General features: G+C 63.5%; 19 protein-coding genes. 5 read left to right on the top strand and 14 right to left on the bottom strand.

Features of this window, described 5'->3' with window-relative positions; translation table 11 throughout:
* Positions 1-19 precede the first annotated feature (19 nt).
* The 4 genes from IC234_RS07675 to IC234_RS07660 all read right to left on the bottom strand — a co-directional run bounded on the left by IC234_RS07675 (position 20) and on the right by IC234_RS07660 (position 4545).
* Positions 20-907, bottom strand: a complete 888-nt coding sequence (locus tag IC234_RS07675; protein ID WP_190923258.1) for a transketolase — start codon at positions 905-907, stop codon at positions 20-22.
* A 212-nt stretch (positions 908-1119) separates the two neighbouring features.
* The gene (gene bcp / locus IC234_RS07670; protein WP_190923257.1) at positions 1120-1566 is read right to left on the bottom strand and encodes a thioredoxin-dependent thiol peroxidase; all 447 of its coding nucleotides are present in this window, start codon (positions 1564-1566) and stop codon (positions 1120-1122) included.
* 231 nt (positions 1567-1797) lie between these two features.
* Positions 1798-3798 (bottom strand): M23 family metallopeptidase, encoded by a 2001-nt coding sequence (locus tag IC234_RS07665; RefSeq protein ID WP_223827533.1) that lies wholly within the window; start codon positions 3796-3798, stop codon positions 1798-1800.
* A 132-nt stretch (positions 3799-3930) separates the two neighbouring features.
* Positions 3931-4545 carry a fumarylacetoacetate hydrolase family protein gene (locus IC234_RS07660; protein ID WP_190923255.1) on the bottom strand — a complete coding sequence of 205 codons (615 nt, stop codon included), beginning with the start codon at positions 4543-4545 and terminating at the stop codon, positions 3931-3933.
* Positions 4546-4766: 221 nt separating this feature from the next.
* On the opposite strand from IC234_RS07660, the gene IC234_RS07655 reads away from it, so the two are divergent.
* Both IC234_RS07655 and IC234_RS07650 read left to right on the top strand, forming a co-directional pair.
* A complete protein-coding gene (locus IC234_RS07655; RefSeq protein WP_190923254.1) occupies positions 4767-5561 on the top strand; it encodes a M48 family metallopeptidase in 795 nt (264 codons plus the stop codon).
* A gap of 65 nt (positions 5562-5626) precedes the next feature.
* Positions 5627-6187: a hypothetical protein gene (locus IC234_RS07650; protein WP_190923253.1), complete on the top strand. Its 561-nt coding sequence runs from the start codon at positions 5627-5629 to the stop codon at positions 6185-6187.
* A 137-nt stretch (positions 6188-6324) separates the two neighbouring features.
* On the opposite strand, the gene IC234_RS07645 is transcribed toward IC234_RS07650, so the two are convergent.
* Together IC234_RS07645 and IC234_RS07640 are read right to left on the bottom strand one after the other, a co-directional pair.
* Positions 6325-7029 (bottom strand): alpha/beta fold hydrolase, encoded by a 705-nt coding sequence (locus IC234_RS07645; RefSeq protein WP_190923252.1) that lies wholly within the window; start codon positions 7027-7029, stop codon positions 6325-6327.
* Positions 7029-8426, bottom strand: a complete 1398-nt coding sequence (locus IC234_RS07640) for a UDP-N-acetylmuramate--L-alanine ligase (RefSeq protein ID WP_223827532.1) — start codon at positions 8424-8426, stop codon at positions 7029-7031. The genes IC234_RS07645 and IC234_RS07640 overlap by 1 nt, the downstream gene beginning before the upstream one ends.
* Before the next feature lie 199 nt (positions 8427-8625).
* Between IC234_RS07640 and dnaB the strand changes: the two genes are divergently transcribed.
* Complete coding sequence (gene dnaB / locus IC234_RS07635) at positions 8626-10239, top strand: replicative DNA helicase (RefSeq protein WP_223827531.1); 1614 nt, start codon at positions 8626-8628, stop codon at positions 10237-10239.
* A gap of 124 nt (positions 10240-10363) precedes the next feature.
* Positions 10364-11155, top strand: coding sequence for a sulfite exporter TauE/SafE family protein (locus IC234_RS07630; protein ID WP_190923250.1), 792 nt, complete (start codon positions 10364-10366; stop codon positions 11153-11155).
* An 18-nt stretch (positions 11156-11173) separates the two neighbouring features.
* Here IC234_RS07630 and IC234_RS07625 read toward each other — a convergent pair whose 3' ends face one another.
* The 7 genes from IC234_RS07625 to IC234_RS07595 all read right to left on the bottom strand — a co-directional run bounded on the left by IC234_RS07625 (position 11174) and on the right by IC234_RS07595 (position 22620).
* A complete protein-coding gene (locus IC234_RS07625) occupies positions 11174-12433 on the bottom strand; it encodes a PepSY-associated TM helix domain-containing protein (RefSeq protein ID WP_190923249.1) in 1260 nt (419 codons plus the stop codon).
* Positions 12434-12453: 20 nt separating this feature from the next.
* Complete coding sequence (locus tag IC234_RS07620) at positions 12454-14913, bottom strand: TonB-dependent receptor (RefSeq protein ID WP_190923248.1); 2460 nt, start codon at positions 14911-14913, stop codon at positions 12454-12456.
* Between the two features lie 298 nt (positions 14914-15211).
* Complete coding sequence (locus tag IC234_RS07615; RefSeq protein WP_223827530.1) at positions 15212-17620, bottom strand: TonB-dependent receptor domain-containing protein; 2409 nt, start codon at positions 17618-17620, stop codon at positions 15212-15214.
* Between the two features lie 19 nt (positions 17621-17639).
* Positions 17640-18995 carry an HTTM domain-containing protein gene (locus IC234_RS07610; protein WP_394354869.1) on the bottom strand — a complete coding sequence of 452 codons (1356 nt, stop codon included), beginning with the start codon at positions 18993-18995 and terminating at the stop codon, positions 17640-17642.
* Entirely contained in the window at positions 18995-20113 is a 1119-nt protein-coding gene (locus tag IC234_RS07605) for an imelysin family protein (protein ID WP_190923246.1), read from the bottom strand. Before IC234_RS07605 ends, IC234_RS07610 begins: the two co-directional genes overlap by 1 nt.
* Positions 20114-20242: 129 nt before the next feature.
* On the bottom strand, positions 20243-21409 hold the full coding sequence (locus IC234_RS07600) for a DUF4856 domain-containing protein (protein ID WP_190923245.1): 1167 nt from the start codon (positions 21407-21409) through the stop codon (positions 20243-20245).
* A gap of 140 nt (positions 21410-21549) precedes the next feature.
* On the bottom strand, positions 21550-22620 hold the full coding sequence (locus IC234_RS07595) for an LLM class flavin-dependent oxidoreductase (RefSeq protein ID WP_190923244.1): 1071 nt from the start codon (positions 22618-22620) through the stop codon (positions 21550-21552).
* A gap of 135 nt (positions 22621-22755) precedes the next feature.
* Here IC234_RS07595 and IC234_RS07590 point away from each other — a divergent pair, with 135 nt between their 5' ends.
* Positions 22756-23469 (top strand): dienelactone hydrolase family protein, encoded by a 714-nt coding sequence (locus IC234_RS07590; protein ID WP_190923243.1) that lies wholly within the window; start codon positions 22756-22758, stop codon positions 23467-23469.
* A 72-nt stretch (positions 23470-23541) separates the two neighbouring features.
* On the opposite strand, the gene IC234_RS07585 is transcribed toward IC234_RS07590, so the two are convergent.
* Positions 23542-24579, bottom strand: a complete 1038-nt coding sequence (locus IC234_RS07585) for a bile acid:sodium symporter family protein (RefSeq protein ID WP_190923242.1) — start codon at positions 24577-24579, stop codon at positions 23542-23544.
* Positions 24580-24665 lie beyond the last annotated feature (86 nt).

Here is a 24665-nt window from a genome sequence, read left to right as displayed (position 1 = left end):
GTCCGAACGGTACCACATGTTAGTAGTCGCCGTCGGTGCCCACTTTCAGCTGGTCGAGGGCTTCGGCCAGCTGCTTGTCATTAGGGGCCACGCCGTGCCACTTGTGGCCGTCCATCATAAAGTCCACGCCGAAGCCCATTTTCGTGTCCATGATGAACATGATGGGGCGGGCTTTGCCGGTGGCGGCCACGCAGTTTTCCAACGTGGGCAGCAGGGCGTCGAAGTGGTTGCCGTCGCCCTCAATCACCTGCCAGCCAAAGGCTTTGAACTTGGCTCCGATGTCGCCCAGGCCCCCAATTTCATCGGTCGAGCCGTCAATCTGCTGGCCGTTGCGGTCCACGATGGCAATCAGGTTGTCGATTTTGTGGTGAGCGGCGTACATGGCGGCCTCCCAGTTCTGGCCCTCTTCCAGCTCGCCGTCGCCCAGCAGCACAAACACGCGCTGCTTGTCGCCGTTCAGCTTTTTGGCCTGGGCGGCGCCGCAGGCCACGCTCAGCCCCTGGCCCAGCGAGCCCGAAGCCACGCGGACGCCCGGCAGGCCCTCGTGCGTGGTGGGGTGGCCTTGCAGGCGCGAGTCGAGCTTGCGGAAGGTGCTCAGCTCGCTCACCGGGAAATAACCGGAGCGCGCCAAGCACGAGTACATGGTGGCCGACGTGTGGCCGTTCGACAGGAAAAACAGGTCCTGGTCCTTGCCGTCCATGTCGAAGGGCTCGGGGTGGTGCTTCATCACCTTGAAGTAGAGCGCCACCAGCAAATCGGTGATGCCGAGCGAGCCACCGGGGTGGCCCGAGTTCACGGCGTGCACCATGCGCACGATGTCGCGACGCACCTGCGTGGCAATTTCCTTGAGTTCCTCGATGGATTTTTCGGGTTGTTCGACGGTTTTGGCGGTGGTGGTATCGGCCATGAGTATGAAAGAAATTGAGTTCAGTGAGGTAAAGGTAGTGAACGGCATACGGGCCGAACAGGCGTTTTTCACAGCTGACCTATTGCAATCGGTCCCGATAGCGGGGCCGCGAAAAAGGTATGGAAGTGCCTCCGGACGGCGGCGATTCGGCGGCGAAAGCGCCCGCATTGGGAAGCGGCCTTGGGCTGCTCAAGCGGCGCCGCCGAAGCGCCCTAGAGCAACTGAGCTGCGTGCGCCTTGGTGTCCACCTTCTTGATAACTTTCTCAACCAGACCGTTTTCGTCAATCAAGAACGTGGTGCGAACGGTGCCCATGTAGGTTTTGCCGTAGTTTTTCTTTTCCTGCCACACGCCGTAGTCCTGCACGATTTTCTTCTCCGTATCAACCAGCAGCGGGAAGGGCAGGTCGTATTTCAGGGCGAATTTCTTGTGAGCCGCCTCGCCGTCGATGCTCACGCCGATGACTTGGATGTTATTGGCTTTGAGTTCCTCCTGGTGGTCGCGCAGGTTGCAGGCCTGGGCGGTGCAGCCAGGCGTGTCGTCTTTGGGGTAAAAGTAGAGGGCCACTTTCTGGCCGCGGAAGTCGTGCAGGCTGACGGTATTGCCGTCCTGGTCCTGGGCGGTAAAATCGGGGGCGGGTTGGCCGGGTTCGAGAAGCATGGCGGTTGGGGTATGAGGTATGGTATTGAGAGGCGAAAGAACGTCAAACTCCCCTCCTTACCAAGGAGGGGACGTTGTCGCGCCAGCGACAACGGGGGTGGTTGTGGGCGTTGAACGGCTCGCGTTTCACTCGTTCGAGTTTCGTTCAACGACTTCAACCACCCCAGTTGCCGCGTCCGCGGCAACATCCCCTCCTCATCTGAGGAGGGGAGTTTATCGTTCAGGCCGCCATTACAAGCTCAGCGGAATCACCCGCTCGTTGCCGGCCTGGTCGGTGAGGCGCAGCTCGGCGGGGCCGTGCAGGCGCGGGCCCAGCGTGTCAGAGGCCACGGTGAAGAGCAGGGCCTTTTTGTGCTCGTAGCGCAGCATCCGGAATTTGCCGCCGATGAGCAATCGGTAGCTGGCTAGGCCCGACATGTCGTCGCCCACCGAAAAAGAGAGCTGCCCGCCCGCGCGCCCAATCAGGCTGCCGCGCGGCGCGGTGGTGTCGCGCAGAATGCGGTAGGAGGCAAACTGGCGGATTTGGGCCGTAATCTGGCCCCGGTCGTCCCATTTGCCGCCCACGTAGGCTTTGCCCCCTTTGGCGGTGGCCGCGTAGATGGCCGTGCGCGCCGGGTCGGTGGGCGGGGTGGCGGGCTTGAGGGTGAGGGTGGCCGTGTGGTAGAGGGGCAGCAGCGGCGAACCCACCGTCCAGAAGCCGCTGCCGGTGGGCTCGGGCTTGAAGCTGGTGCTCAGGTACAAGTTGCCGAACAGCGTTTCGGGCCCGAAAATCAGGTTGAGGTGGGCCGTGGCATAGCTCGTTTCCTTGCCCGAGGGTATCATTACCTGCCGGTCAAATTTCTTCGTGATGGAGCCGAAGCGAATGGAGTCGGGCAGGCCGGCGCGCAGGTCGTAGAGGTACACGTTTTCGCTGTTCTGCGTGTAGCTGGGCCGGATTTCGAGGCGGCGGTTGCCGCGCAGCAGCGTCAGGTTGGCGCCCACCGAGTCGGCGCTGGGGTCGGCCGCTACGGCTTTCAGCAGGTTGCGCGTCACCTCAAAGCGCAGGGCCGGCTTTTTCACGGCCGCCGAGCGGGTTTTGAAGTACTCGGGCTGCTCGCCGCGCACCACCAGGTGCACGGGCGTCTGGTTGTTGTAGGAGTCAGCCAGCGTGATGTCGATGTTGTACACCTTGCCGGCTTCCACGTTCAGGCGGCCCTTGGTGGGGCCGGTGGTGTACATCTGCAGGTCGTTGCCTTCGTCCACCCACAGCTTTTGCAGGGTGCGCCCCTGGGTGTTTTGGTACAGGAAATCCACGAAGTTGCCTACCTGCCGCGTGCCCGTCGGGAACGGCACGGCGTCGATGTTGTGCTGATAGAACGGCTGTCCGTTCACCGTCACGGTCACCCGCTGAATGCCGTTCTTGTTCCAGGCATTGTCGAACCTATCGAAGCCCTGCACCAGCAGGCCCACCGTGCCAAAGGCGCTGATGGTATCGGCCCAGGTGGTGGTGGCACCCGGCGCCGGCTGCAGCTTGGGCACAAACAGCGCCTTGGCAAACACCTTTTTCACCCGCGCCTCTATGCCCAGCGGCTCCAGCGCAAACGCCTGCAGAATGGGCCCCAAATGGTCCTGAATTTCCGGAAAGCCGCCCCACTGCAGGGGGTTGTATTGCCGGTCCTGAGCGTCGCGCACTTCCCAGTGCAGGTGCGGGCCGGCCGAGCCGCCGGTGTTGCCGCTCAGGGCCACCACCTCACCCTTTTTCACCGGAAACCGGTCTTTTTCGAAGAAGGCTTCCAGCTCGTAGCTCTGCTTGTCGTACTGGCGGCGCAGCAGCTCGGCCGCCACCGGTCCCCGAAACTCATTCAAGTGCCCGTACACGGTGGTGAGGCCGTTGGAGTGCGTGATGTAGAGCACGTTGCCGTAGCCAAACGACGACTGCTTCAGCCGCGAGATGTAGCCGTCGGCGGCGGCGTACACGGGCTGGTTCACCCCGCCGCCGGTCTTGATGTCGAGCCCGCCGTGGAAATGGTTGGGCCGCAGCTCGCCCATGCTGCCGGCCAGGAAATTGGGCTTGCCCGGCGCAATGGGAAACATGAAATAGCCGGGGGCCACCGTGGGCCGGCCGGCTCGCAACAGCTCGCTCACGGTGTGGCCGCGCTCGGCGGTGTCGGCTTCCTGCCCCCCTACTCGGCCGGGCTGCCCGGCCAGAAAGGCCAGCGCCATGCCAATTATCAACTTCGCTTTCTTCTTCAAAATCAACTTATGTCAACGGTCGTGCTGAGCGCAGTCGAAGCACCTCGCAGGGGTAATAATCAGTTACCCTGGCACGCGAGATGCTTCGACTGCGCTCAGCACGACGGGCTATATTCAAAACACAACACTTTTCTACCGCACGTTCAGCTCCAGCAGCTTCTCCCCTTCCAGGTAGCCGGTCAGCTGGTCGCCCATCTGTACGGCGGCCACGCCGGCGGGGGTGCCGGTAAAAATCAGGTCGCCCATTTTCAGGGAGATGTATTTCGACACGAAGCTGATGATTTTGGCAAACGGGTGCAGCATCAGGCTCGAATTGCCGGTTTGGCGGGTCTCGCCGTTCACTTCGAGGTGAAAGTTGATGTTGGCCAAATCAGCGAACTCACTCACGGGCTTGAAGGTGGGCGAAATCGGAGCCGACCCGTCGAAGGCCTTGGCCAGCTCCCAGGGCAGGCCCTTTTTCTTGAGTTCGCTCTGCAGGTCGCGGGCCGTGAAGTCGATGCCGAGGCCGATGGCGTCGAAGTACGTATGGGCAAATGGTTCCTCGATGTGGCGGCCGTTTTTGCTCACCCGCAGCACCAGCTCCAGTTCGTGGTGAATGTCTTGCGAGAATTCGGGCAGGAAAAAAGGCTGGCCGCGCTGGAGCAGCGCCGTTTCGGGCTTGAGGAAGATGACGGGCGCGCTGGGCACCTCGTTGTGCAGCTCGGCAATGTGGTCGGCGTAGTTGCGGCCGATGCAAATGATTTTCATGGAAGGAACGGGGGCAACGCGGAAGGAAGTCAAAACTACGCCCCCGGGCGGCCTTGCGACAACCCGGCGGGCGGTTTTTGTGCCGCCCGTCGCGCAGCGGCCACAACATTTACCCGCCCTGCTGCCGTATAGGCCGCAACCGCGGGCGGCGGCCCCCGGCGGGCGCGCCGGCCCACTGAGCCACCGCCCCGCCGGTATTGTTTCCTTCTTTCTCCTGTACCATGCTCAAGAAACTCACCCTCGTTGCCAGCCTGGCCTTCGTGGCCGCCTGCTCCACGGTGCCCATCACGGGCCGCCGCCAGCTCAGCCTCGTGAGCGATACCGAAATCAACACCCTGGCCGCCCAGCAGTACCGCGAGGTCATTGCCAAAGGCCCGCTCTCCACCAACTCGCAGGACGTGGCCCTGGTGCGCCGCGTGGGCCAGCGCATCCAAGGTGCCGTAGAAACCTACTTCCGCCAGCAAAATGCCTCCGACCAGCTGGCCGGCTACCAGTGGGAGTTCAACGTGATTCAGGACAAGCAGGAAAACGCCTGGTGCATGCCCGGCGGCAAGGTGGCCGTCTACACCGGCATTCTGCCCATCACGCAGGACGAAAACGGCCTGGCCGTGGTAATGGCCCACGAAATTGCGCACGCCGTGGCCAAGCACGGCTCCGAGCGCATGAGCCAGGGCCTGGTGCAGCAGCTCGGCGGGCAGGCGCTGTCGGCGGCCCTCTCTACCAACGCCCCGGCCACCCAGCAGCTTGCGCTGCAGGCTTTTGGCGTGGGTTCGCAGATTGGCCTCTTGAAATACGGCCGCAACCAGGAGTCGGAAGCCGACCACCTGGGCCTGATTTTCATGGCCCTGGCCGGGTATAACCCCGACGGCGCCATCACGTTCTGGCAGCGCATGGATGCCCGCGAAAACGCCGCTTCGCCGCCCGAATTCCTCTCCACGCACCCCTCCAACGGCACCCGCATTGCCGACATCCAACGCGAGCTGCCCGAAGCCCGTAAGTACTACACAGCCCGCTAGTGCGTTGTAAGAAAGCCAGAATTATCCGGTGATAATTCTGGCTTTTTCTGCCTTCCTCCCCTGCTATGAAATTGCTTCCTCGTCTACTCGGTTTGGGTTTGTTGGGCCTGCTGCTGGCTTTGGTCACGATGTCGTGCGAAAGCAGCAAGACGGCCACCAACGAATTTGGCAGCCCCAATCGCATCAAAGGCGAGGTAATTGCCAAGCCCGAAAGCCGGCAAATCGTGCACTTCACCGATTCCAGCACCGAGTACAAAACGCCCCGTAGCGAGCTAGCCAAAGCGTTTATCCGCCAGTTCAACGACGGCACCGTAATCGACAAAATCCAGGTGCGCAAGGCCCCCGTCGATGCCGGGACCGTGGCCACGTACTACCTCATCGGCATGGGCCTGCGGTCGGGCACGTTCCGGGCCATGGCCCTGCCCCTCACCAGCGGCGGCGACAACACCTTCTACCTCCGCCCCTCGGCCGAGCGCTACACGCTGAGCAGCACCGGCTGCCCGGCTTGCTTTTTCAATTTCGAAAACGGCCGCATTGTGGGCACCAGCTGCTCCGAAAGCTCCCCCGGCAGCCACTGCGACCTCAAAATTGAGCCCAACAACGAGCTATTTGCCAACGCCCGATGACCACGCGCACCAAATGGCTGCTTCGCGCCGCCCTCACCGCCCTGGCCCTGCTCATCACCACCGACAAAAAGCCTGCTAAAACGCCTCTCACGCCCAAAAAGCCCGCCGACTAGCGGGCTTTTTTGTTGCCCCGGTTTTCAGGAACGCGCCAGGGCAAAATGCCGAATTCGGCTGGCCACGTCGGCGAGGTCGGCCCGCTCAATGGCGTGTGGGGTATTGGGCAGCACGGCGTAGCGCAGCTGCGGCAATTGCTCGGCTAATAGCCGGCTGGCGTCTCCCCTCTCGGGGGTGAGGTCGCCGTCGCCCATCAGCACCTGCACGGGCACGGCAATGGCGGCAAAGTCGGCCGCTGCCAGCGGCGGGGCGGCACCGGCGGCTTCCATCAGGCGGGCCGTGGCGCGCACCACCTCGGCCCAATCGGCCGGGGCGTGTCGCTGGCGCAGCGCCTCCACGAAGGCCGGCACTTTGGCCTGCATCTTTTCCGGGTCGAGGAATCTGGTTTCGGCCGCCGCGCTTTCCGGCGACCAGTCCAGCTTTGTGCCCAGCGTGGTGATGCTGGCAAACCGGGCCGGCTCCTGGCGGGCCGCCAGCAGCGCCGCGTAGCCGCCCATGCTGTAGCCGAACACGTGGGCCGGCACAGTTTCGTGCGCCCGCAGAAAGCCCAGAACTTCCTCAGCAAAATGCGGCAGGGTGAAAGCCTCCGGGCGCACGGCGGCGCCACCGTGGCCAGCGAAAGCGAAGGATTTCACCGTGAAATCAGCCGAGAGCAGCTCGCCCAGCGGCGCCAGCGTGGCCGGGCTGCCCAGGGCACCGTGCAGCAGCAGAAGCGTCGGCCGTGCCATCAGCCCGTGATTTCGGTGGCCAGCGCCGTCAAATCCAGCCCATCAAACGTGCCCGACGACATGAGCAGCAGGTTGGCGTTGGCCCACGGCTGCGCGCGCAGGAAGGCCGCCAGCTCGGCGCTGTCGGTAATCACCCGGATGTCGGGGCGCTGGAAGGCTTCGGCCACGGTAGCGGCGGCCAGCGGCGGCAGGCGCTTGTGCTCCAGCACGTGGGGGTTGAAATACACCACGGCCACGTCGGGGGCGTCGAAGCAGTGCGCGTACTGCGGCAGGAACTCAGGGTTGAGGCTGCTGAAGGTGTGCAGTTCCAGGCAAGCCACCAGGCGTCGCTGCGGAAACTGCTTTTTAAGGGCCGTGGCGGTGGCTTTGAGCTTGCTGGGCGCGTGGGCGAAGTCCTTGTACACCACCGACGTTGCGCCCTCGCGCACCAGCTCCAGGCGCCGCGCCGCGCCGGGGAACGAGGCCACGGCCTTGAAGAAGTCCTTGCCTCTGATGCCCAGCTGCTTGCAGACCTCCTTGGCCGCCGAGATGTTGCGCAGGTTGTGCTCGCCAAACACCTGAATGGGCACTTCCTCGTCTTTCTTGTTGATGAGGAAGGTCTTGCCGTCGCGAATGACGTGCTCGTGCGGGCCGTAGCCGATGTAGGTCACGTCGGGGTTGGTGGGCACGCTCACCAGCTGCACCTGCTCGTCGTCGCGGTCGTAGATGAGCACGCCGGCCTTGGGCGTCATGTCGGCGAAGATGCGGAACTGCTCGCGGTAGATTTCCTCGGTCGGAAACACGTTGATGTGGTCCCAGCTGATGCCCGAAATCACGCCAATGTGGTGCTGGTAGAGGTGAAATTTCGGCCGCCGGTCCACCGGCGACGACAGGTACTCGTCGCCTTCGATGATGATGATGGGCGCGTCGGTGAGCTGCACCATCAAATCGAACCCGGCCAGCTGGGCGCCCACGGCGTAGTCGAATTGCCGGCCGTGGAAGCGCAGCACGTGCAGAATGCAGGCCGTGATGCTGGTTTTGCCGTGCGAGCCACCGATGACGATGCGCTGCTTGTCGCGGCTGGCCTCGTAGATGTACTCGGGGAAGGAATAGACTTTCAGGCCCAGCTCCTGGGCGCGGAGCAGTTCGGGGTTATCGGGGCGGGCGTGCATGCCCACAATCACGGCGTCGAGGTCGGGGGTGATGCGGGCGGCGTCCCAGCCCTCCTGGGCGGGCAGCAGGCCGGCGGCGGCGAGGCGGCCGCGGGCGGGCTCAAAAATTTCGTCGTCGGTGCCCGTCACCTGGGCCCCCTGCCGGTGCAAGGCCAGGGCCAGGTTGTGCATGATGCTCCCGCCCACGGCGATGAGGTGGACGCGCTGCGGCGCAGCGGATTGCGGAAGAAGGGTGTCGGAAGCCAAGCGGAAGGAACAAAAAAAGCTAAGCCGCGAAAGTACAAACGCCCGGCCGCCGGGGCCATTCCATAGCCAAAAGAATCGATTTTTCCACCTGCACATTTTCCCCTCCTTCCGGGTTAGCTTTGTATACAAGGCGTGCCCGCTGTTTTTTTTAATCGAGCCGCCCGTTTTTCCCTTCCCGCTCTAATTCCCATACCAACCGATGCAAGACCGGATGGACGACCGCCTGAAACAATCCGCCGCCCGCGCCAAAGCCGCGCTGGCCAGCCGCGGAACGTCGGGGGTGGTCCCGTTTAACGCCAGCGCCGCTGGCAAGCTGCCGCCCCAGGCCCCCGAGCTCGAAATGGCCGTGCTGGGGGCCCTGATGCTGGAAAAAGATGCCCTCACCTCGGTGATTGACCTGCTCAAGCCCGAGAGCTTTTACAAGGACGCGCACCAGCGCATCTACCGCGCCGTGATTCGGCTGTTCGACAAATCCGAGCCCATCGACCAGCTCACCGTGGTGCACGAGCTGCGCGAAATGGGCGAGCTCGAAGCCTGCGGCGGCCCCTTCTACGTGGCCAACCTCACGCTGAAAGTGAACTCGGCGGCCAACGTGGAATACCACGCCCGCATTATCACCGAAACCGCCATCAAGCGCGAGCTGATTCGGATTTCGAGTGAGATTCAAAAAGACGCCTTCGAGGACACCACCGACGTGTTCAAGCTGCTCGACGACACGGAATCGGCCCTGTTTGAGGTGTCGGAGTCGAACATCCGCAAGAACTTCGACGACATGCGGAGCTTGATGGGCAAGGCCATTAAGGAGCTGGAAGAAAAAAAGAACCAGAGCGACGGCCTCACGGGCGTGCCCACCGGCTTCACGGCGCTAGACCGCGTCACGAGTGGCTGGCAACCGTCTGACTTAGTGATTATTGCAGCCCGACCCGGGATGGGCAAAACGGCGTTCGTAGTCTCGGCCATGCGCAACGCGGCCGTGGATTTCAAGAAAGCGGTGGCCATTTTCTCGCTGGAAATGTCCTCGTTGCAGCTCGTCAACCGTCTGATTTCGGCCGAGGCGGAGCTGGATTCCGAGAAAATCAAGAAAGGCAGCCTCGCCGACCACGAGTGGCAGCAGCTCAACCACAAAATCACGGCCCTCTCGGCCGCCCCGATTTACATTGATGACACGCCCGGCCTGAGCATCCGCGAGCTGCGCACCAAGTGCCGCCGCCTGCGCTCACAGAAGGACGTGCAGATGATTATCGTCGACTACCTGCAGCTGATGAGCGGCAACACCGACGGCCGCGGCGGCAACCGCGAACAGGAAATTGCCAGCATCTCGCGGGCCCTCAAGGGCATTGCCAAGGAGCTGAACGTGCCCGTACTGGCCCTGTCGCAGCTCTCGCGCTCGGTAGAAACCCGTGGCGGCGACAAGAAGCCGCAGCTCAGTGACCTGCGTGAATCGGGCTCCATCGAGCAGGACGCCGACATGGTCATCTTCCTCTACCGCCCCGAATACTACGGCCTCGACCAAGACGCCGAAGGCAACTCGACGCAGGGCGTGGGCGAAGTCATCATTGCCAAGCACCGGAACGGTTCCCTCGAAACGGTGCAGCTCAAGTTCATTGGCAAGTACACCAAGTTTGCCGACCTCGACGGCATGGGCGGCTTCGACCCCAGCGGCTACCAACCCATGGGCCTGCCCGCCAGCAACTTCGACAGCGAGCCCAGCTCCTTCGCGCCGAACACCATTCGCCTGGGCTCAAAGATTAACGAGTCGCCGGTGCCCTTCCCGAAGAGCAACTTCAACGCCCACGAGGACCCGCCGTTCTAGCGCGCAAGGTTGCGCAAAGTAAGAAGAGGTTTCGCGAGGTTCGACCCAACGTCAACTTTGCGAAACCTCTTTTCACTTTGCGCAACCTTGCGCGAATTCTTCTTGCCCCAATTGTTCTGACTTGATGACCATCGAGCTGGTTTACCTGTATTTTTTTGCCGCGCTGGCTGGGTTTATTGATGCGCAGGTGGGCGGCGGCGGGCTGATTCAGCTGCCGGCCATGCTGCTGCTGTTGCCAGGCTCGGTGCCGTACTCCACGGTGCTGGGCACGGGCAAGGTGGCCAGCCTGGCGGGCACGGCAGCGGCGTTGCGGCGCTACCTGGGCGGGCCCGATGCGGTACCGCTGCGCTGGCGCACGGTGGCCATCACGGCGCTGGTAGCGGGTGGCTTTGCGCTGGTGGGGGCGCGGGTGGCCAGCAGCCTGCACAAGGAAGCGGTGCGGCCCTTGGTGCTGCTGCTGCTGACGGCGATGGCCGTGTACACGTTTTGGCGCAAGGACTTCGGCAGCATTCACGCGCCGCGACTGCAGGGCAAGCGCGAAATCATCACGGGCATCGTGCTGGGGTCGGCCATCGGTTTCTACGACGGCTTTTTTGGCCCCGGCACGGGCAGCCTGCTGCTGTTTGCCTTCGTGGGCTTGTTTGGCTACGATTTTCTGGCCGCGTCGGCTTCGGCCAAGTTTGTGAACGTAGCCACCAACATTGCCGGACTCATCTTCTTTATCTCAACCGGGCAGGTGCTTTACAAAGTGGCCGTGCCGATGGCCATTTGCAACATGCTGGGCTCTACGCTGGGGGCACGCATGGCCTTGCGGCGCGGCAGTGGCTTTGTGCGGGTGCTATTCTTGGCGGTGGTGGGAGCGTTTATTCTACGACTGAGCTGGGACACTTTTTCGCCGTATTTTCTGGCGCATTAGGGTTTTCGTCCGTAGGCCTTACGCGGCTTGCAGTTGCGGCTGCTTCTTGCCCTTTTTGCGAATGCGGTTTAGCCACATAATGGTGCCCGTGATGGGAAACGTGGCGCCCAGCAAGGCAATTACGAAGGCCAGGATTTTAGTGGGCAGGCCCCCAATGGCGCCCGTGTGCACCGGCTTGAACAGCCCGCGGATGCGCTGACCCACCGGCCGCTGCGCATACGTCTGCCCGCTGATGACCTGGCCGGAATACTGGTCGAGGTATACTTCGTCGGTGGCATTCTCGGTGATGGCGCCGGGGCGCAACACGGCCACGCGGATGCTACCGGTGGGCTCCTTGGGCAGTTGCAGCGAGTAAGATTCTGCATTGGGCGCCTGCTGGCGGGCCAATGCCAGCACGGCATCGGCGCCCACTTTGGCGGTGGGCCCAGCGGCCGCGGCGGGCACCGCGGATACCGGCGGCTCGGGGCGCTTCAGGGGCGAGTTGGTGACTTTGTTGATGGTTTGGCCCACCCAATCGAAGGACATGCCCACGCCGGTGAGCGCCATTACGAACAGAAAGAGCGAAGCGTAAAAGCCTAGCACGATGTGGAAGTCGTGGTTGAGACGCTTCCAGCCGCTGCCCCACTTCACGGTGAGGCGCGGCGTGAGGGCCTTGCGGGCGACGGGCCACCACAGCACCAGGCCCGTGCCCAGAATGAACAGGAATATCGAGGCACTCACCCCCATCACCAGCTTGCCAATTTTACCGGCTACGAGGCCGCGATGCAACTGCTCCACGGTGTGGAAGAAGTTGTCGCGCGGGTTTATTTCGCCCAGAATGGCGCCCGTGTAGGGATTCACGTAGAGGCGGGGGCCGCCGTCGCCTTTGCCCTTGCCTTTGCCGGGGCCGCCCTCGCCGGGCTTCCCCGCGGCTGGACCAGGGCCCTCGGCGCGGGCGTTGCCCTTGCCGGAGGGGTTGCCTTTGGGGCCGCCTTCCTTGCCGCCGGGGCCGCCAGCCAGGCTCACCTCCACGCTGCGGGCGGGGTCGGCGTATACCTTGAAGCCGCCGATTTTCGCCTTGGGCTTGTAGGCCTGCACGGCGGCCGTGAGCTGGGCCAACGACAGCGCGGGCGTGGTGGCCGGGGCCACGGTGTAGCGCTCCGGGTGCCAGGCCTGCTCCAGCTCTTTTTCAAAAACCAGGATGCTACCCGTAAGGCACACGAACACAATGACCAGCCCCGAAGCCAGGCCCAGATAGAGGTGAATGTTGCGAATGAAGCGTTTGACCGGGCTTTTCATGGCAGGCAAATTACTGCGGATTACAGCTTGTAGCTCAGCGTGGCCGAGAAGTTGCGGGGGGCAATGGGGTTGATGCTGTTGTCGTCGTGCAGGTTGTAGCTCAGCTCATTGAGCAGGTTGGCCATTTTGAAGCGCACCGAAAACCGGTCGTAGGAATACCCCAGCGAGGCATCGAACAGGAAGTAGTTGGGCACCGAAATCAGCTGGAAGGCGTCGCTGCCCGAAGCCCAGGGGCGGCCGGTGCTGGGGTCGAGCAGGCGGGTGTTGCGGCCGCCCACCCGGTCGCCCACGTAGTAGGCCGTGAAGCCGGCGCTCAGGCCGCGCAGGGTGGCGTTGTTGGCAAAAGCATTGGCGAAGCTGTAGAACAGGCTGGCGTTGGCCGTGTGGGCGGGGTTGTAGCGCAGGCGGCTGCCGTTTTCGTAAATGTTGCTCTTGGTGTAGGTGGTGGTGTTGTAGCTGTAGCCGGCAATGAGCGAGATGCCGTTGAGGGGGCGGCTCTGCACGTCTACTTCCACGCCTTGGCTCGTCACTTCGCCGGCCAGCTCCTGCGGGGCGGCCACGCGGCTGGTGGCAAAGCGCGGGTCGGTGGGCAGAATGGCCTGGGCCTGGTTGCTGTTGATGATTCGATAACCCGTCACGTTAGCCGACAAAGCGCCTTTGAAAAGCTCGTTCTTCATGCCCACTTCGTACTGGTCGATGAGCGACGGCGCCAGTGCCCCGCCCTGCTCGTCGAAGCCCGAGTTGGGCGTGAAGGAGTTGGCGTAAGATGCAAACAGCGAAGTGGTTTTGGTGGGCTGATACACCAGGCCCAGGCGCGGCGAAAACGCGTTGTCGTAGCGGCGGTTTTCGGCCACGGTGGCGGCGTTGGTGGCGGGCAGCGCCAGGCCGGGGTAGGTGTACACGTCAGTGGGGGTTTCCTGGTAGCTCCAGCGCAGGCCGGCCAGCACCTTCACGTGGTCGAAGAGGCTGATGAGGTCCTGGGCGTAGAAACCGGCGCGGCGGGTGTTGCCCAGCGTGCGGGTGTTGTAGCGCATGGCGTCGTAGCCGCTCACGGCGCCTTTGGGGCGGCCCAGCGCCCGGCTGGGGTCCAGGATGTTGAGCGAGTCGTAGGCTTGCGCGATGAACGACAGCGCGTTGGCGTTGTACTGGTCGGCGTCGGCGCCCACCAGCACCGTGTGCCCGATGCGGCCCGTGCGCAGGGTGCCGGTCAGGTCGATTTGAGCCAGGTAATAGTTTTCGGCGGTTTGGGTGCGTTGCAGATTGCGCTGCCAGTTGCCGTAGTTGCGGCCGGGCTTGATGACGTTGGCGGTGGGCCGGGCGGCGCTGCGCAACTCGTTATCGTAGCGTTGGAACCCGGCCACGGCCCGCACCTGCCAAGTGTCGTTGAGGCGACTGGTGAGGGTGGCCGTGGCGCTGCTTTGGTTGGTGGCGTTGGTGGCGTCGGCCGTGTTCAGGAAGCGGGTGCGCGAGTCAAAAATCTGGTAGTTGATGGCCCCGATGCCGTAGTCGGGCGTGCGGTTGTCGCGCAGGTAGTCGCCCTCCAGCACGAGGTCCGTCTTGGGCGTAAGTTTGAAAAGCAGCGAGGGGTTGACGTACACCCGGTTGCTCTTCACGCCGTCGCGGAAGCTGTCGCCGCGCTCGTACGTGCCGTTCAGGCGGAAAGCCACTTTCTGGCTCTGGCCCACGGCGCCGTACACGTCAAACTGCGGCTTCACGAAGCCGAAGCTGCCCACGCGCAGCCCCACCGAGCCGCCGCGCTCAAACTGCGGCTTCTTGGTCACTAGGTTCAGGATGCCGCCCGCAGCCACGTTGCCGTACAGAATGGCGGCGCTGCCTTTCAGCACTTCCATGCGCTCCAAGGAGCTTACTTCCGGCATGATGCCGTTGTTGAAGCGCACCCCGTTTTTAAACGTATTGGCGCTGGAGTAGGCAAAGCCGCGGCTGGCAATTTCTTCCTGGGTGCCGCCGGTGGCGCCCATCACGTACACGCCGCTCACGTTGGTCAGCACGTCGCTCAGGCGCAGGGCCTGCTGCTGCTCCAGCACCTCGCGCTCGATGGTGACGGTGCTCTGGGGGTTGTCGAGGGGCGCGATGGGCATTTTGCCCACGCTTGGAGTGCGCTGGTTCAGGCTTTTGGCCCCCCGCACGGTCACTTCCTGCAGCTGCTGCTCGCCGGGAGCCAGCCGCACGGGCTGGGCGGCCACGGTTTGGCCGGCCTTCACTTCCACAGTCACCTCCTGCGGCGTGCAGCCCAGGCACGTCACCGTGAGCACCTGCCAGCCGGCCGGCGCCCGCAGGCGGAACGTGCCATCGGCCGCCGAATTGACGCCCACGGTCGTGCCCTTCACACGCACCGAAACCTGCTCGGCGGCCTGACCATCGGCCAGTTCGATGCGGCCGGTTACTTCCCCCATCCGCTCGTGGCGCTTTACGTGACGACGGTGATTCAGCTCGGACTGCGCCGATGCGGCTAGCGGCAAAAGGCTTCCGGTGAGAAGCAATGAAAATAGAAAGTGACGCATAGCTTATTTGGAATGATTCTAAATACCGTGCAAAGATGCGCGCTTATTTAGAATCATTCCAAATTGATTCATTGCCTCGCCCTTGTTTTCTTATTCCTTGGCTTCTCTCGCAGAAACTCAACAGGCGTAAGCCGCTGGCTGATAAGCAAAAATCCCGGCCGGATAGCCAGGATTTTATTTTTACAATGGCAAGCGCAAACCCAGCCTGAAGCAGCCATGAGGCGTTATCTATCCTCAACAGCTTGGCAGCGCGCCTCTACAGCTTCACCCCCACCGTGAGGAAATAGCTGCGGCCGTCGGAAGGCAGGATGCCCGGGCCCGGGTAGGCCGTGGCGCGGCGGGTGAAGTAGCGCGCGTCGGCCAAGTTGTTGACGCTGGCTTCGAGCTTGAGCCATCGCCGCTCCCACGACAGCGAGGCGTCGAGGACTTGGTAGGCCGGGATGCGGCCGATAACGGCCGAGGCGCCGCTGCTCACGGCGTTGGTGGCGTCGGAATACTGGTCAGATAGATAGAGGAACTGCAGCGAGGCTTTCAGGGGGCCGTAGCCGGCGCGGGTACCGGCCTTAAAGTTCACGTCGGGCACAAACTCCACCCGCTTGCCTTCCACGCCAGCGAGGAAGCTTTGCACGTAGCGGCCCCGAATCAGGGCCACGTTGCTGAACGCGGACAGCTGCCAGCGGCGGGGCTCGGCCGGGGGCGCGGTGGGCCGCAGCAGCTCCACTTCGGCGTACGACTCCACCCCGACGATGAGGGCGCGGCCGGCGTTGAGGCGGTAGCGAAACACGTTGTTGAAACCGTCGAAGTCCTGGATTTCGCCGATGCGGTTGCCGTAGTTGAGGGCAAATACGCTGACGTCGTAGGTGAGCACGCCGGTTTTTTCGCCGCGCACGCCCAAGTCGGCGGAGTAGCCGCGCTCGTCCTGCAGGTTGGGGTCGATGACGGACGAGGGGTTCACAATCTGCATGTCGCTGAACGTGATGGAGCGGTAGTTCTGCGAGATGTTGCCGTAAAATTCCAGCTGTTCGCGGGGCTTGAAGCTGACGCCGAGGCCGCCCAGCACGAAGCCGCGGCTGTTCACGCGGGCCTCGTTCTGCGTGCGGGTTTGGAGGATGTTGCCGGCCAGGTCGCTGTCCACCACGTTCAGCACGCCCTCGGCCCGCGTGCGGATGAATTCGTAGCGCACGCCCGGCGTTACCGACAGCTTGTCGGTGAGGTAGAAGATGTTCTCGGCGAAGAAGGCTACGTTACTGTTCGGGAAACGGTAGTCGGAGCTGTTCTTGGTGCTGGCGAAACGGTCGGCGGCCACAAACCGGAAATCGGCCCCGCGGCCGGCCGGGCCAAACCCCTGCTGGCTGTGGGTGTTGCCGCGGTAGAGGCGCGTGCCGACCAGCAGCACGCCGTCTTTGCCGGCCATCTGGTAGCGGTTGAGGAAGCGGGCCTCCAGGCCGTAGTTGCGGAAATCGCCGTCAATCAGGTCGCGGCCGTTGGCGTCGTTGTCGGGACGGTCGACCTGGTTGGGGCGGTAGCCCAGCGACTGGCGCGAGGCCACAATCCCGAACCCGATGACGTTGACGTTGGCCCGGGCGTTGAGCTTCCAGTCGGCGCTCACGTTGAACAGGTTCCAATCGACGGCAAACCAGTTGCGCTCGCGGTTCGACTGCCGCGGGTTTTGCAAAAACTGCCGGTCGGTGAGGCCGCCGGGCTGCTGGGCCAGGTAGTCCATGTGGGTGACTTGGGCGCCCACGCGCAGGTTTTCGGTGGCCTGGTAGCGCAGGTCGGCGTAAGCGGTTTTGCTGTCGAAGTGTGAGTTCGGGCGCCAGCCGTCGCCGCGCTTGTACTGGGCGTAGGCGTAGTAGCCCAGCTTGCCCACGGTGCCGGCCACGCTGTTGAAGGAGTTGAAAAAGCCGTAGGAGCCCACCGTTTGGCGGGACGTGACGGCGGCTTTGCGGTCGGGGTCGGGCCCGCGCAGCTCGAAGTTGAGCAGGCCGCCAAACTGGGTGCCGTACTGCAGCGAGGCCGCCCCGCGCACCAGCTGAATGCGCTTCACGGCCTCGGTGGGCGGTGTGTAGTAGCTCTCCGGGTAGCCCAGGGCGTCGGCCGAGATGTCGTAGTTGTTCTGCCGCACGTTGAAGTTGGTGGTGCGGTTGGGTTCCAGGCCACGCCCGCCAATGCTCAGCTGCAGGCCGCCGGCGTCGCTCTCCCAGATGTTGAGGCCGGGCACGCGGGCGTACACCTGGCGCGGGTTGTTGGTGGCGAGGTTGGCCACCAAGTTTTCGGGCACGATGACTTCCGACTTTTTGGCCGCGAAAATGGCAGTGCCCTCCACTTCCCGCAGCCGCGTCTGGCCAAAGGTGGTTTGGGGCGCGGCCACCACCACTTCTTTCAGCGTGGTTTGGTCGCGCGGGGTCAACTCCAGGCCGAAGCCGTCGGCGGGCAGGCGCACTTCGAGCTGCAGCGGCAGGTAGCCCAGCGCCGACACCCGCACCTGCTGCGGCCCGGCGGCCAGGCCCGTCACCTCAAAGCGGCCCGCGCTGTCGGTGAGCACCACGCGGCTCAGGCTGGCCACGTACACTTCGGCGCCGACCACGGGCTGGTCGCGGCCAGCTATCTGCACGCGGCCGCGCAGGGTTTCCTGCGCCCAGGCGGCGGGGGCCAGCAGCGCCAAGCCGAACAGTAAAAGAGCCTTATAAACCGGTAATCTCATCATCAAAAGGTAAAATCCAGGGCTTGGGCGCGAAGCTTTCGGCTTGGCGGGCCAGGTCCACGGTGGGGTCGATGTAGGCCTTGCCCAAGCGGCCGTTGAGGCTCACGTAGGCATCGGCGTAAACCTGGGGGCGCTGCACGCCACGCCGGGCGTAGTAGTCGCGCAGGTAGTGGGCAAACTGCAGCATCATGTCGGGCTGGGTGGCCATCATCTTTTCCTGCAGCACGCTCAGGTGGTCCGAATTATTGACGCGGCGGGCGCGGCCGGTGGCCGAGTCCACAACTTTGAACTCGACCTGGCCCATTTTTTCCATCAGCATCACGCGCCAGGAAAACCGGTAGCCTTCCTCGGTCCAGAACAGCTCGCGCGGGTACAGCCAGTAGCGAAACGGCACCAGCAGCTGCGTCAGAAAAAACAGCGCCAGCCCCGTGAGCAACGCCAGCCGCACCCGCGGCCGGTACACCAGCGACCGGGCCGGCCGAACTTCGGCAGCGGGCCGACGCAGGAGCCGGCGCACCCGCGCCAGCAGCCGCTCGTGCCACTCGGCCGGAAAGAAAACCAGCGCCGCCACTATCATCACGTAGGGAAACATGCCGATGGGAAACAGGATGGCCGTGAGCACATGAAACATCACCACCGCCGCGTAGGCGTAGGGCCGGGTGTGGCGGTTGAGCAGGAAAAACGGCACCGTGAGGTCGTACACCGCCCCAAACCAGCTGAACACGTAGGCCGTGGCCGGGTAGTTGAACAGAAACCCCACCAGCGGCAGGTCGTTCTTGGCCGGCAGCCAGATGCGCAGCGGCTGGGCGGCCAGCAGCCAGTCGGAGTTCAGCTTGGCCAGGCCCGCGTACACGTACACGATGCCCACGAGCAGGCGCAGGGCGTCCAGCGTCCAGCGGGGCACGTGGCTGTGCCAGCGGGCGGGGCGGCGCCGGGCATCGAGGGAGCAGTACGCGCCGGCCGGCAGCACCGCCAGCAGCAGCGCCGCCAGACTCACGAAATAGTAGTGGTTGAGGTAGGTGCTCTTGTCCATCAGCTCGATGTAGGTGAAGCTGATAAACAGGCCCACCGCCGCCAGCCGGTAGTGCCAGCCCAGCGCCACCAGCAGCGCGCACAGGCCGCACACCGCAAACAGCCCGTAGGTGTACGGCCCTAACGGCCGGATGAATTCGAGCCCGTAGTACGGGAAGAAAAACCGGGGCTGCAGGTAGAGCTCGGCAATCCAGCCTTTGGCCCAAAAGCGAACGACGCTGGCCAGTATCAGCAGGCCAAAAGCCATGCGGAATACTGCCAGCGGCGCTGCCGGGGTATACGATTGGAAATAACCCGGGCGCACTAGTCGCCGTCGTTGTCGACGTAAGTCACGCTCACGCTCATGGCCGAAGTCATGTCGACTTTGATGAGGCGTACGGCTTTCTGCATCTCGCCGTAGGCCTGCACGGCCGCGGCGGGGCGGGCCTGCATGGTGGCGTACAGGTCGGGCCCCAGCGTGGCCAGCTGCGCGGCCGAGACCACAAACTGGTCGGTGATGAGCTGGGCCAGCGACTGGCCGGTGCGGCTGTCTTTGGCGCCCAGGGCCGTGACGTAGGCCTTCAGCGACGGCTGGCCGCTGCGGCCGTTAAAGGCAGTTTGCACGGCGGCGTGGGCCGTTTGGGCCAGCTGCACCGGCAGGGTGCCGCGGTGGTAATAGGCCTCAATCTTTTCCGGCGCGGCCGTGCCCGACATCACTCCGGCCGGAATCCCAATTTTCCCGGTTCGCAGAAAATGCTCGTAGTAGCGCGAGAAGGCGTTGACCAGCAGCGACAAGGAGCTGCCCGCGTTGGTACCCGTGTTGTTGATGAATGTGGTGCGGTAGGCGCCGTTCCACTGCGTCTGCACACCGGTCATCAGCTGGTCCATCTTGCCCACCACGTCGGTGAGGTAGCGGCGCTGGTTGGCCGAGGCCAAGTACGACTGCACGATGGCGTTGTCGTCGGCAGCCACGCCGTTCAGCAGGAAGTCGAGGGCCGGAAAGCCCTGCTGCGGGATGGCCGTGGCCAGCTCAAAATTGTAGCTACCCGAAGCAATGTTCTGGCGGATGCCGGCCACGTCGGTGGGGTAAATGTTAAAGTGGTTGACCAGCGACACGTCGGCGGCGGGGCCAAACTCAAACATTTCCACTTTTTGCCACTCCACGTAGGCTTCGCGCCAGGCCAAGCGCACGGCCTGCAGGCTGGCCACGGTGGGCGCCGCCGTGAAGGTCGCCGTCTGGCTTTTCAGGGCCGTGAGCTTGGTGCCGGCGCGCTGGTAGCCGGGGCGCACCAGCGTATCGGCCCACTGCGTGAGCAGGGCCTTGCGGTCCAGGTCCGACGTGCCGGTCGAGGCAACGGGCTCCTCAAGCACGTCTTTGCAGCCGGAAATTCCGCCAGCAGCCAACAGCACCGATAAGGAAAAGAGCAGAATCGACTTTTTCATGAGGCAACGTTTAAAAGGCAGGGCACAAAGGGCAGGACACCCCCAGAACCTCGGTTGGGCTCCGCCGGGCGCGCGCCCAACAGAACCCAACTGGAGTGGAAACAACGGATTGGAATTGGTTTCCGAAGCTTAGAGGGAGAATTTGGTGTTGATGGCGGTGATGGCGGCGTCGGCCTGGGCGTTGGTCAGGCTCCAGGCGCCCTGGCTGCCCGAAGTCAGGCCGTTGAGCACGGAATCGGTCCAGGCGGCGTCGGCGCCGGCCTTGGTGCAGAAGCGCAGCGCGTAGATGAAGCCGAGGCCTTCGCCCAAAGCGTGGGCTTTCACGTCGAGGGCAGCAGCCGATTTCCAGCTGGCTAGGTACGACACGGCCGATTTGGCGAGGGTTTTCTCGAGCTCGGTGCGGATGATGTCGGCTTGGGCTTTCAGCGTGGCGTCGTCGTTGTTCACGATGGCCGCGCGCCCTTTCAGGAAGGCCAGGTACACGCCGGGCGAAGCCGAGCCGTTTTTCTCGTTCAGGTAACCGGCCAGGAAACGCTCGCGCGGCGTGATGTTGTAGTCCGTCAGCATGGTGGCGTTGCTAGTGAGGTAGCCGTAGGCCAGGTCCCAGTTGTGCTCCCGCTCCGAATACAGCTTGGTATCCACCACTTTGCTGTTGTTGGCAGCCAGCGAGCTGCTGCTCAGCAGCACGTTGTTAATCTGGTCGAGCAGCAAGGCCCCCAGCAGCGCCTTTTGAATAATCTGGTTCACCTCGAAGCCGCGGCCATCCACCAGGTAGCGGCCCAGGCGGCCGGCATTGCCGGGCGTGGCCACCTGGTTCACCGACTGGCTGGCCGTGGCCAGCTCCACCAGCTTGGTGTCGATGTAGGTGCGCACCGTGGTGGCGTTGGCGTCCGGGAAGGAAGCAGCCGTTTTGTCGCGCAGCTGCACGCCGGCGGCAGCGGCCGTGTTCAGGGCGGCGGAGACAAACGGGGCGTTGGCGCCGGTGTACAGGTTGCGCAGCTTGGCGGCGTCGAGCGTGGCGGGAGTGGCCGGGGCGGCCACGGCCACCGTGGCCATGTAGTTATTCAGCTCCGTGAACATGTCCAGGCGTTGCGCCGACGTGCCCAAATCCACCGTGGCCGCGCCCTTGTCGTCTTTGAACGTGGTGGTATAGGGCGTGGTACCCGTGAGCGTGGCGTAATCCATTTTGGCGCGCAAAGCCGGAGCTGCGGGCGTGACTTCGTCTTTGCTGCAAGAAACCAGGCCCAATCCAACGAGGACAAGAGCGGGAGCGGCGATGCGATTAAAAAGGGACATGGCAGGAAGAGATGAAAATAAGTCGGTGATTAACAGCCGATTTTTTGTCCGACGTTGTTTAGAATCATTCTAAACTTAAACAAAAGTAGCGGCTATTTAGAATCGTTCCAAATTAATCTTCTCTCTTTTTCCGGGCCGGCTCACCAAGCGGCGGTTTCTTGCCCGGCCATTTCCCGGCCCGTTGGGTCGGCTTCCGGCTGCAGGTCGAAGGCTTCGGCCAGCAGCTCATAGGAGCGGCGGCGGTCTTCAAAATCGGCGGTGATGGTGACGGCGGTTAGCTCGTCGACCTCATATTCGGCGGCCAGTTGGATGAATTGGGCGTGCACTTGGTCGGGCGTGCCGCTCACCACGCGGTTGCGGTTGTGCGCCAGGTGCGCCTGGTCTTCGGCCGTGAACTGGTAGGCGCGCACTTCCTCGGCCGAAGGGAACGTGCGGAATTCGCCCCGATTGAAGCGAATGAGCTGCATGTCCATGGCCTTGCGCAGTTCGTTGGCTTTCTCCTCGGTCTCGGCGCAAAGCGTGAACACGGCCATGTTGGCCAGCGGCTGGGCCAGCTCCAGCGAGGGCCGAAACCGCTGGCGGTACTGACGCACGGCCGCCGGGCCGCCGTTGCCATTGATGAACTGGGCAAAGGAAAACGCCATGCCCAGGTGCGCCGCAAACAGGCCACTCTGGCCGCTGGAGCTCAGTATCCAGAGCTCCGGCGCGGTGGGCGACTGCGGAATGGCCATCACCCGCTCGTGAATGGTGTCGGGCACTTTCTCGTCGCGCAGGTAGGCCTGCAGGTCCATCAGCTGCTCCACGAAGTCCTTTTCGTTGAACTGGTTGCTGGGGTTGAGGGCGTAGGCCGTGAGGCGGTCGGCGCCGGGCGCGCGGCCCATGCCCAGGTCGATGCGGCCCGGAAAGAGGCTTTCGAGCATGCGGAAGTTCTCGGCCACTTTCAGGGCGCTGTAGTGCGGCAGCATAATGCCGCCCGAGCCCAAGCGGATGCGCTGGGTGTGGTTGCCGAGGTGGGCCAGCAGCACTTCGGGCGTCGAGCCGGCCAGGGTGTTGGTGTTGTGGTGCTCGCTCACCCAGAAGCGGGTGTAGCCGAGGCGGTCGGCCAGTTGGGCCAGCTCCACGGTTTCGAGCAGGGCCTGGCGGGGCGTGGCACCCGGCCGGATGGGCGACTGGTCGAGGACGTTGAGGCGAATATTGGAGGGAGTGGTCATTTTCAGAAATCAGAAGGAATAAGTATACAGAACCGCGCAAGGGGCCGGCCGGTTCGCGGGCGCTGTGGCTGGCACTGGCATGAACAATTGCCGGCTCGGTTGTTACGCACCCAACCTTTTATCCATTCCTTTCTAATGAGCGACCAGAACAACGTCATCATCCCCGTGGCCGATGGCACCGAAATGCACGCCTACGCGGCGTTTCCGAGCAGTACCGGGCCGGTGCCGGGCATCATTCTCCTGCAGGAAGCCTTCGGCGTGAACCACCACATTCGCAGCGTGGCCGACCGCCTAGCGGCCGCCGGCTACGCCGTAATAGCCCCCGAACTGTTTCACCGCACGGCCGCGCCGGGGCTAGAAATCGCCTATTCCGATTTCAGCACCGTGGCCGCCCCGCACTTTCAGGGCATCACGGTGGAGGGCCTGACGGCTGACCTACAAGCCGCCCACGCTTGGCTCACCGGCCAGGCCCTGGTGATGACCACTAAAATCGGCAGTGTCGGCTTCTGCCTGGGCGGGCGCGTGTCGTTTCTGGCCAACGCCGTGCTGCCGCTGGCGGCCGGCGTGTCGTACTACGGCGGCGGCACCCACTTGCTGAAAGACCGCGCCGCCGAGCTGCACGCGCCGCACCTGTTCTTCTGGGGCGGGCTCGACGCGCACATCAAAAAGGAGCACATCGCTGCCGTTACGGATGCCGTGGATGCCGCCGGCAAGCCCTACATCAACACCGTCATTTCCTACGCCGACCACGGCTTTCACTGCGACGAGCGGCCGAGCTACCACCCGCAAGCCGCAGCTGAGGCTTGGGCTTTGACGCTGGCCTTCTTCAAAGAGAAGCTGGGGGTGTAAGGCTTGGATTTTGTTCTATTAAGATAGAACGTCATGCTGAGCTTGTCGAAGCATGACGTTCTTTTTGTTCGGCTACGCCACAACCCGCTCTGGCTCTGCCACCGCCTGCCGGCCCAGGTACTGCGCCATGCTGCTGGCCAGAATAATCTGCAGCGCATGATACAGCATCAGCGGTAGCAGGATGAGGCCGGTGGCGGCGCTGGCCGGAAAGAGCAGGCTGGCCATCACGCTGCCGTGCACGAGCGACTTTTTCGAGCCGCAGAACACCGCCACCACCTGGTCGGCGCGCGAGAAGCGCAGCGCCCGGCTTAGACCCCAGATGATGCCGAACACCACCAGATAGAGCGCCACCATGCCCACGCCGAGCTTGACGATGTCGGCCATGCGGTAGCGGGTGAAGATGCCTTCGGCAAAGGAATCGCAGAAGGCCGTGAAGACGATGAGCAGGATGGTGACCTGGTCGAAGATGCGCAAGGCGGCTTTGTGCTGGTCGACGAAGGCATGGAAGCGGGAATTGAGCAGCACCCCCGCTCCTACCGGCAGCACCACCTGCCACAGCAGCTGCGTTGCCAGCCCCCACAGCTGGCCGCCGCCCGTGCCGGTGTGCAGCACCAGGCTGGTGAGCAGCGGCGTGAGCAAAATGCCCAACAGGCTGGAAATACTGGCGTTGAAAATGGCCGCCGGCAGGTTGCCGCCGGCAATGCTCACCATCACCACCGACGTGGACACGGTGCTGGGCAGCGCGCACAGAAAAAAGATGCTTTGCCAGAGCAAATCGCCGCCAGCGCTGCCGAAGAAGGGCCTGACGAGCAGCGCCAGCGCCGGAAACAGCGCAAACGTGGCCAGTTGCACCAGCAGGTGCAGGCGCCAGTTGCGCATGCCGGCGCGCAGTTTTTCCACGCTCAGCTTCAGGCCGTAGAAGAAAAACACCAGGGCTACGCCCACGGTGGTAATGGTTTTCCAGGGCACGGGGCTGGCTTTGCTGCCCAGGCCGGGCTGCCAGTAAGCCAGAGCCACTACGCCAATGAGCGCGAGCAGAAACCAATCGAGCCCGGCGCGGGAAAGTAAAGAAGCGAAACGGTTGGGCGTAGTGACAGTGGGGTTGCTCATGCGTTGCATACGCCCGTGAGTGCTTTTCTGGCCGAAACCGAATAGTTGAAGCACAAAAAAGCGTCAGATTTTCCGGGTCCGACGCT

The organism is Hymenobacter armeniacus, from assembly GCF_014699055.1.
Taxonomy (GTDB): Bacteria; Bacteroidota; Bacteroidia; order Cytophagales; family Hymenobacteraceae; genus Hymenobacter; species Hymenobacter armeniacus.
The sequence above is the reverse complement of the archived record's forward strand: the minus strand, read 5'-3'. Positions and strand labels throughout refer to the sequence as shown.

Coding starts and splice junctions, on each gene's coding strand:
- IC234_RS07675 (WP_190923258.1), bottom strand. CDS start 907: ATGGCCGATACCACCACCGCCAAAACCGTCGAACAACCCGAAAAATCC.
- bcp (WP_190923257.1), bottom strand. CDS start 1,566: ATGCTTCTCGAACCCGGCCAACCCGCCCCCGATTTTACCGCCCAGGAC.
- IC234_RS07660 (WP_190923255.1), bottom strand. CDS start 4,545: ATGAAAATCATTTGCATCGGCCGCAACTACGCCGACCACATTGCCGAG.
- IC234_RS07655 (WP_190923254.1), top strand. CDS start 4,767: ATGCTCAAGAAACTCACCCTCGTTGCCAGCCTGGCCTTCGTGGCCGCC.
- IC234_RS07650 (WP_190923253.1), top strand. CDS start 5,627: ATGAAATTGCTTCCTCGTCTACTCGGTTTGGGTTTGTTGGGCCTGCTG.
- IC234_RS07645 (WP_190923252.1), bottom strand. CDS start 7,029: ATGGCACGGCCGACGCTTCTGCTGCTGCACGGTGCCCTGGGCAGCCCG.
- dnaB (WP_223827531.1), top strand. CDS start 8,626: ATGCAAGACCGGATGGACGACCGCCTGAAACAATCCGCCGCCCGCGCC.
- IC234_RS07630 (WP_190923250.1), top strand. CDS start 10,364: ATGACCATCGAGCTGGTTTACCTGTATTTTTTTGCCGCGCTGGCTGGG.
- IC234_RS07625 (WP_190923249.1), bottom strand. CDS start 12,433: ATGAAAAGCCCGGTCAAACGCTTCATTCGCAACATTCACCTCTATCTG.
- IC234_RS07605 (WP_190923246.1), bottom strand. CDS start 20,113: ATGAAAAAGTCGATTCTGCTCTTTTCCTTATCGGTGCTGTTGGCTGCT.
- IC234_RS07600 (WP_190923245.1), bottom strand. CDS start 21,409: ATGTCCCTTTTTAATCGCATCGCCGCTCCCGCTCTTGTCCTCGTTGGA.
- IC234_RS07595 (WP_190923244.1), bottom strand. CDS start 22,620: ATGACCACTCCCTCCAATATTCGCCTCAACGTCCTCGACCAGTCGCCC.
- IC234_RS07590 (WP_190923243.1), top strand. CDS start 22,756: ATGAGCGACCAGAACAACGTCATCATCCCCGTGGCCGATGGCACCGAA.
- IC234_RS07585 (WP_190923242.1), bottom strand. CDS start 24,579: ATGAGCAACCCCACTGTCACTACGCCCAACCGTTTCGCTTCTTTACTT.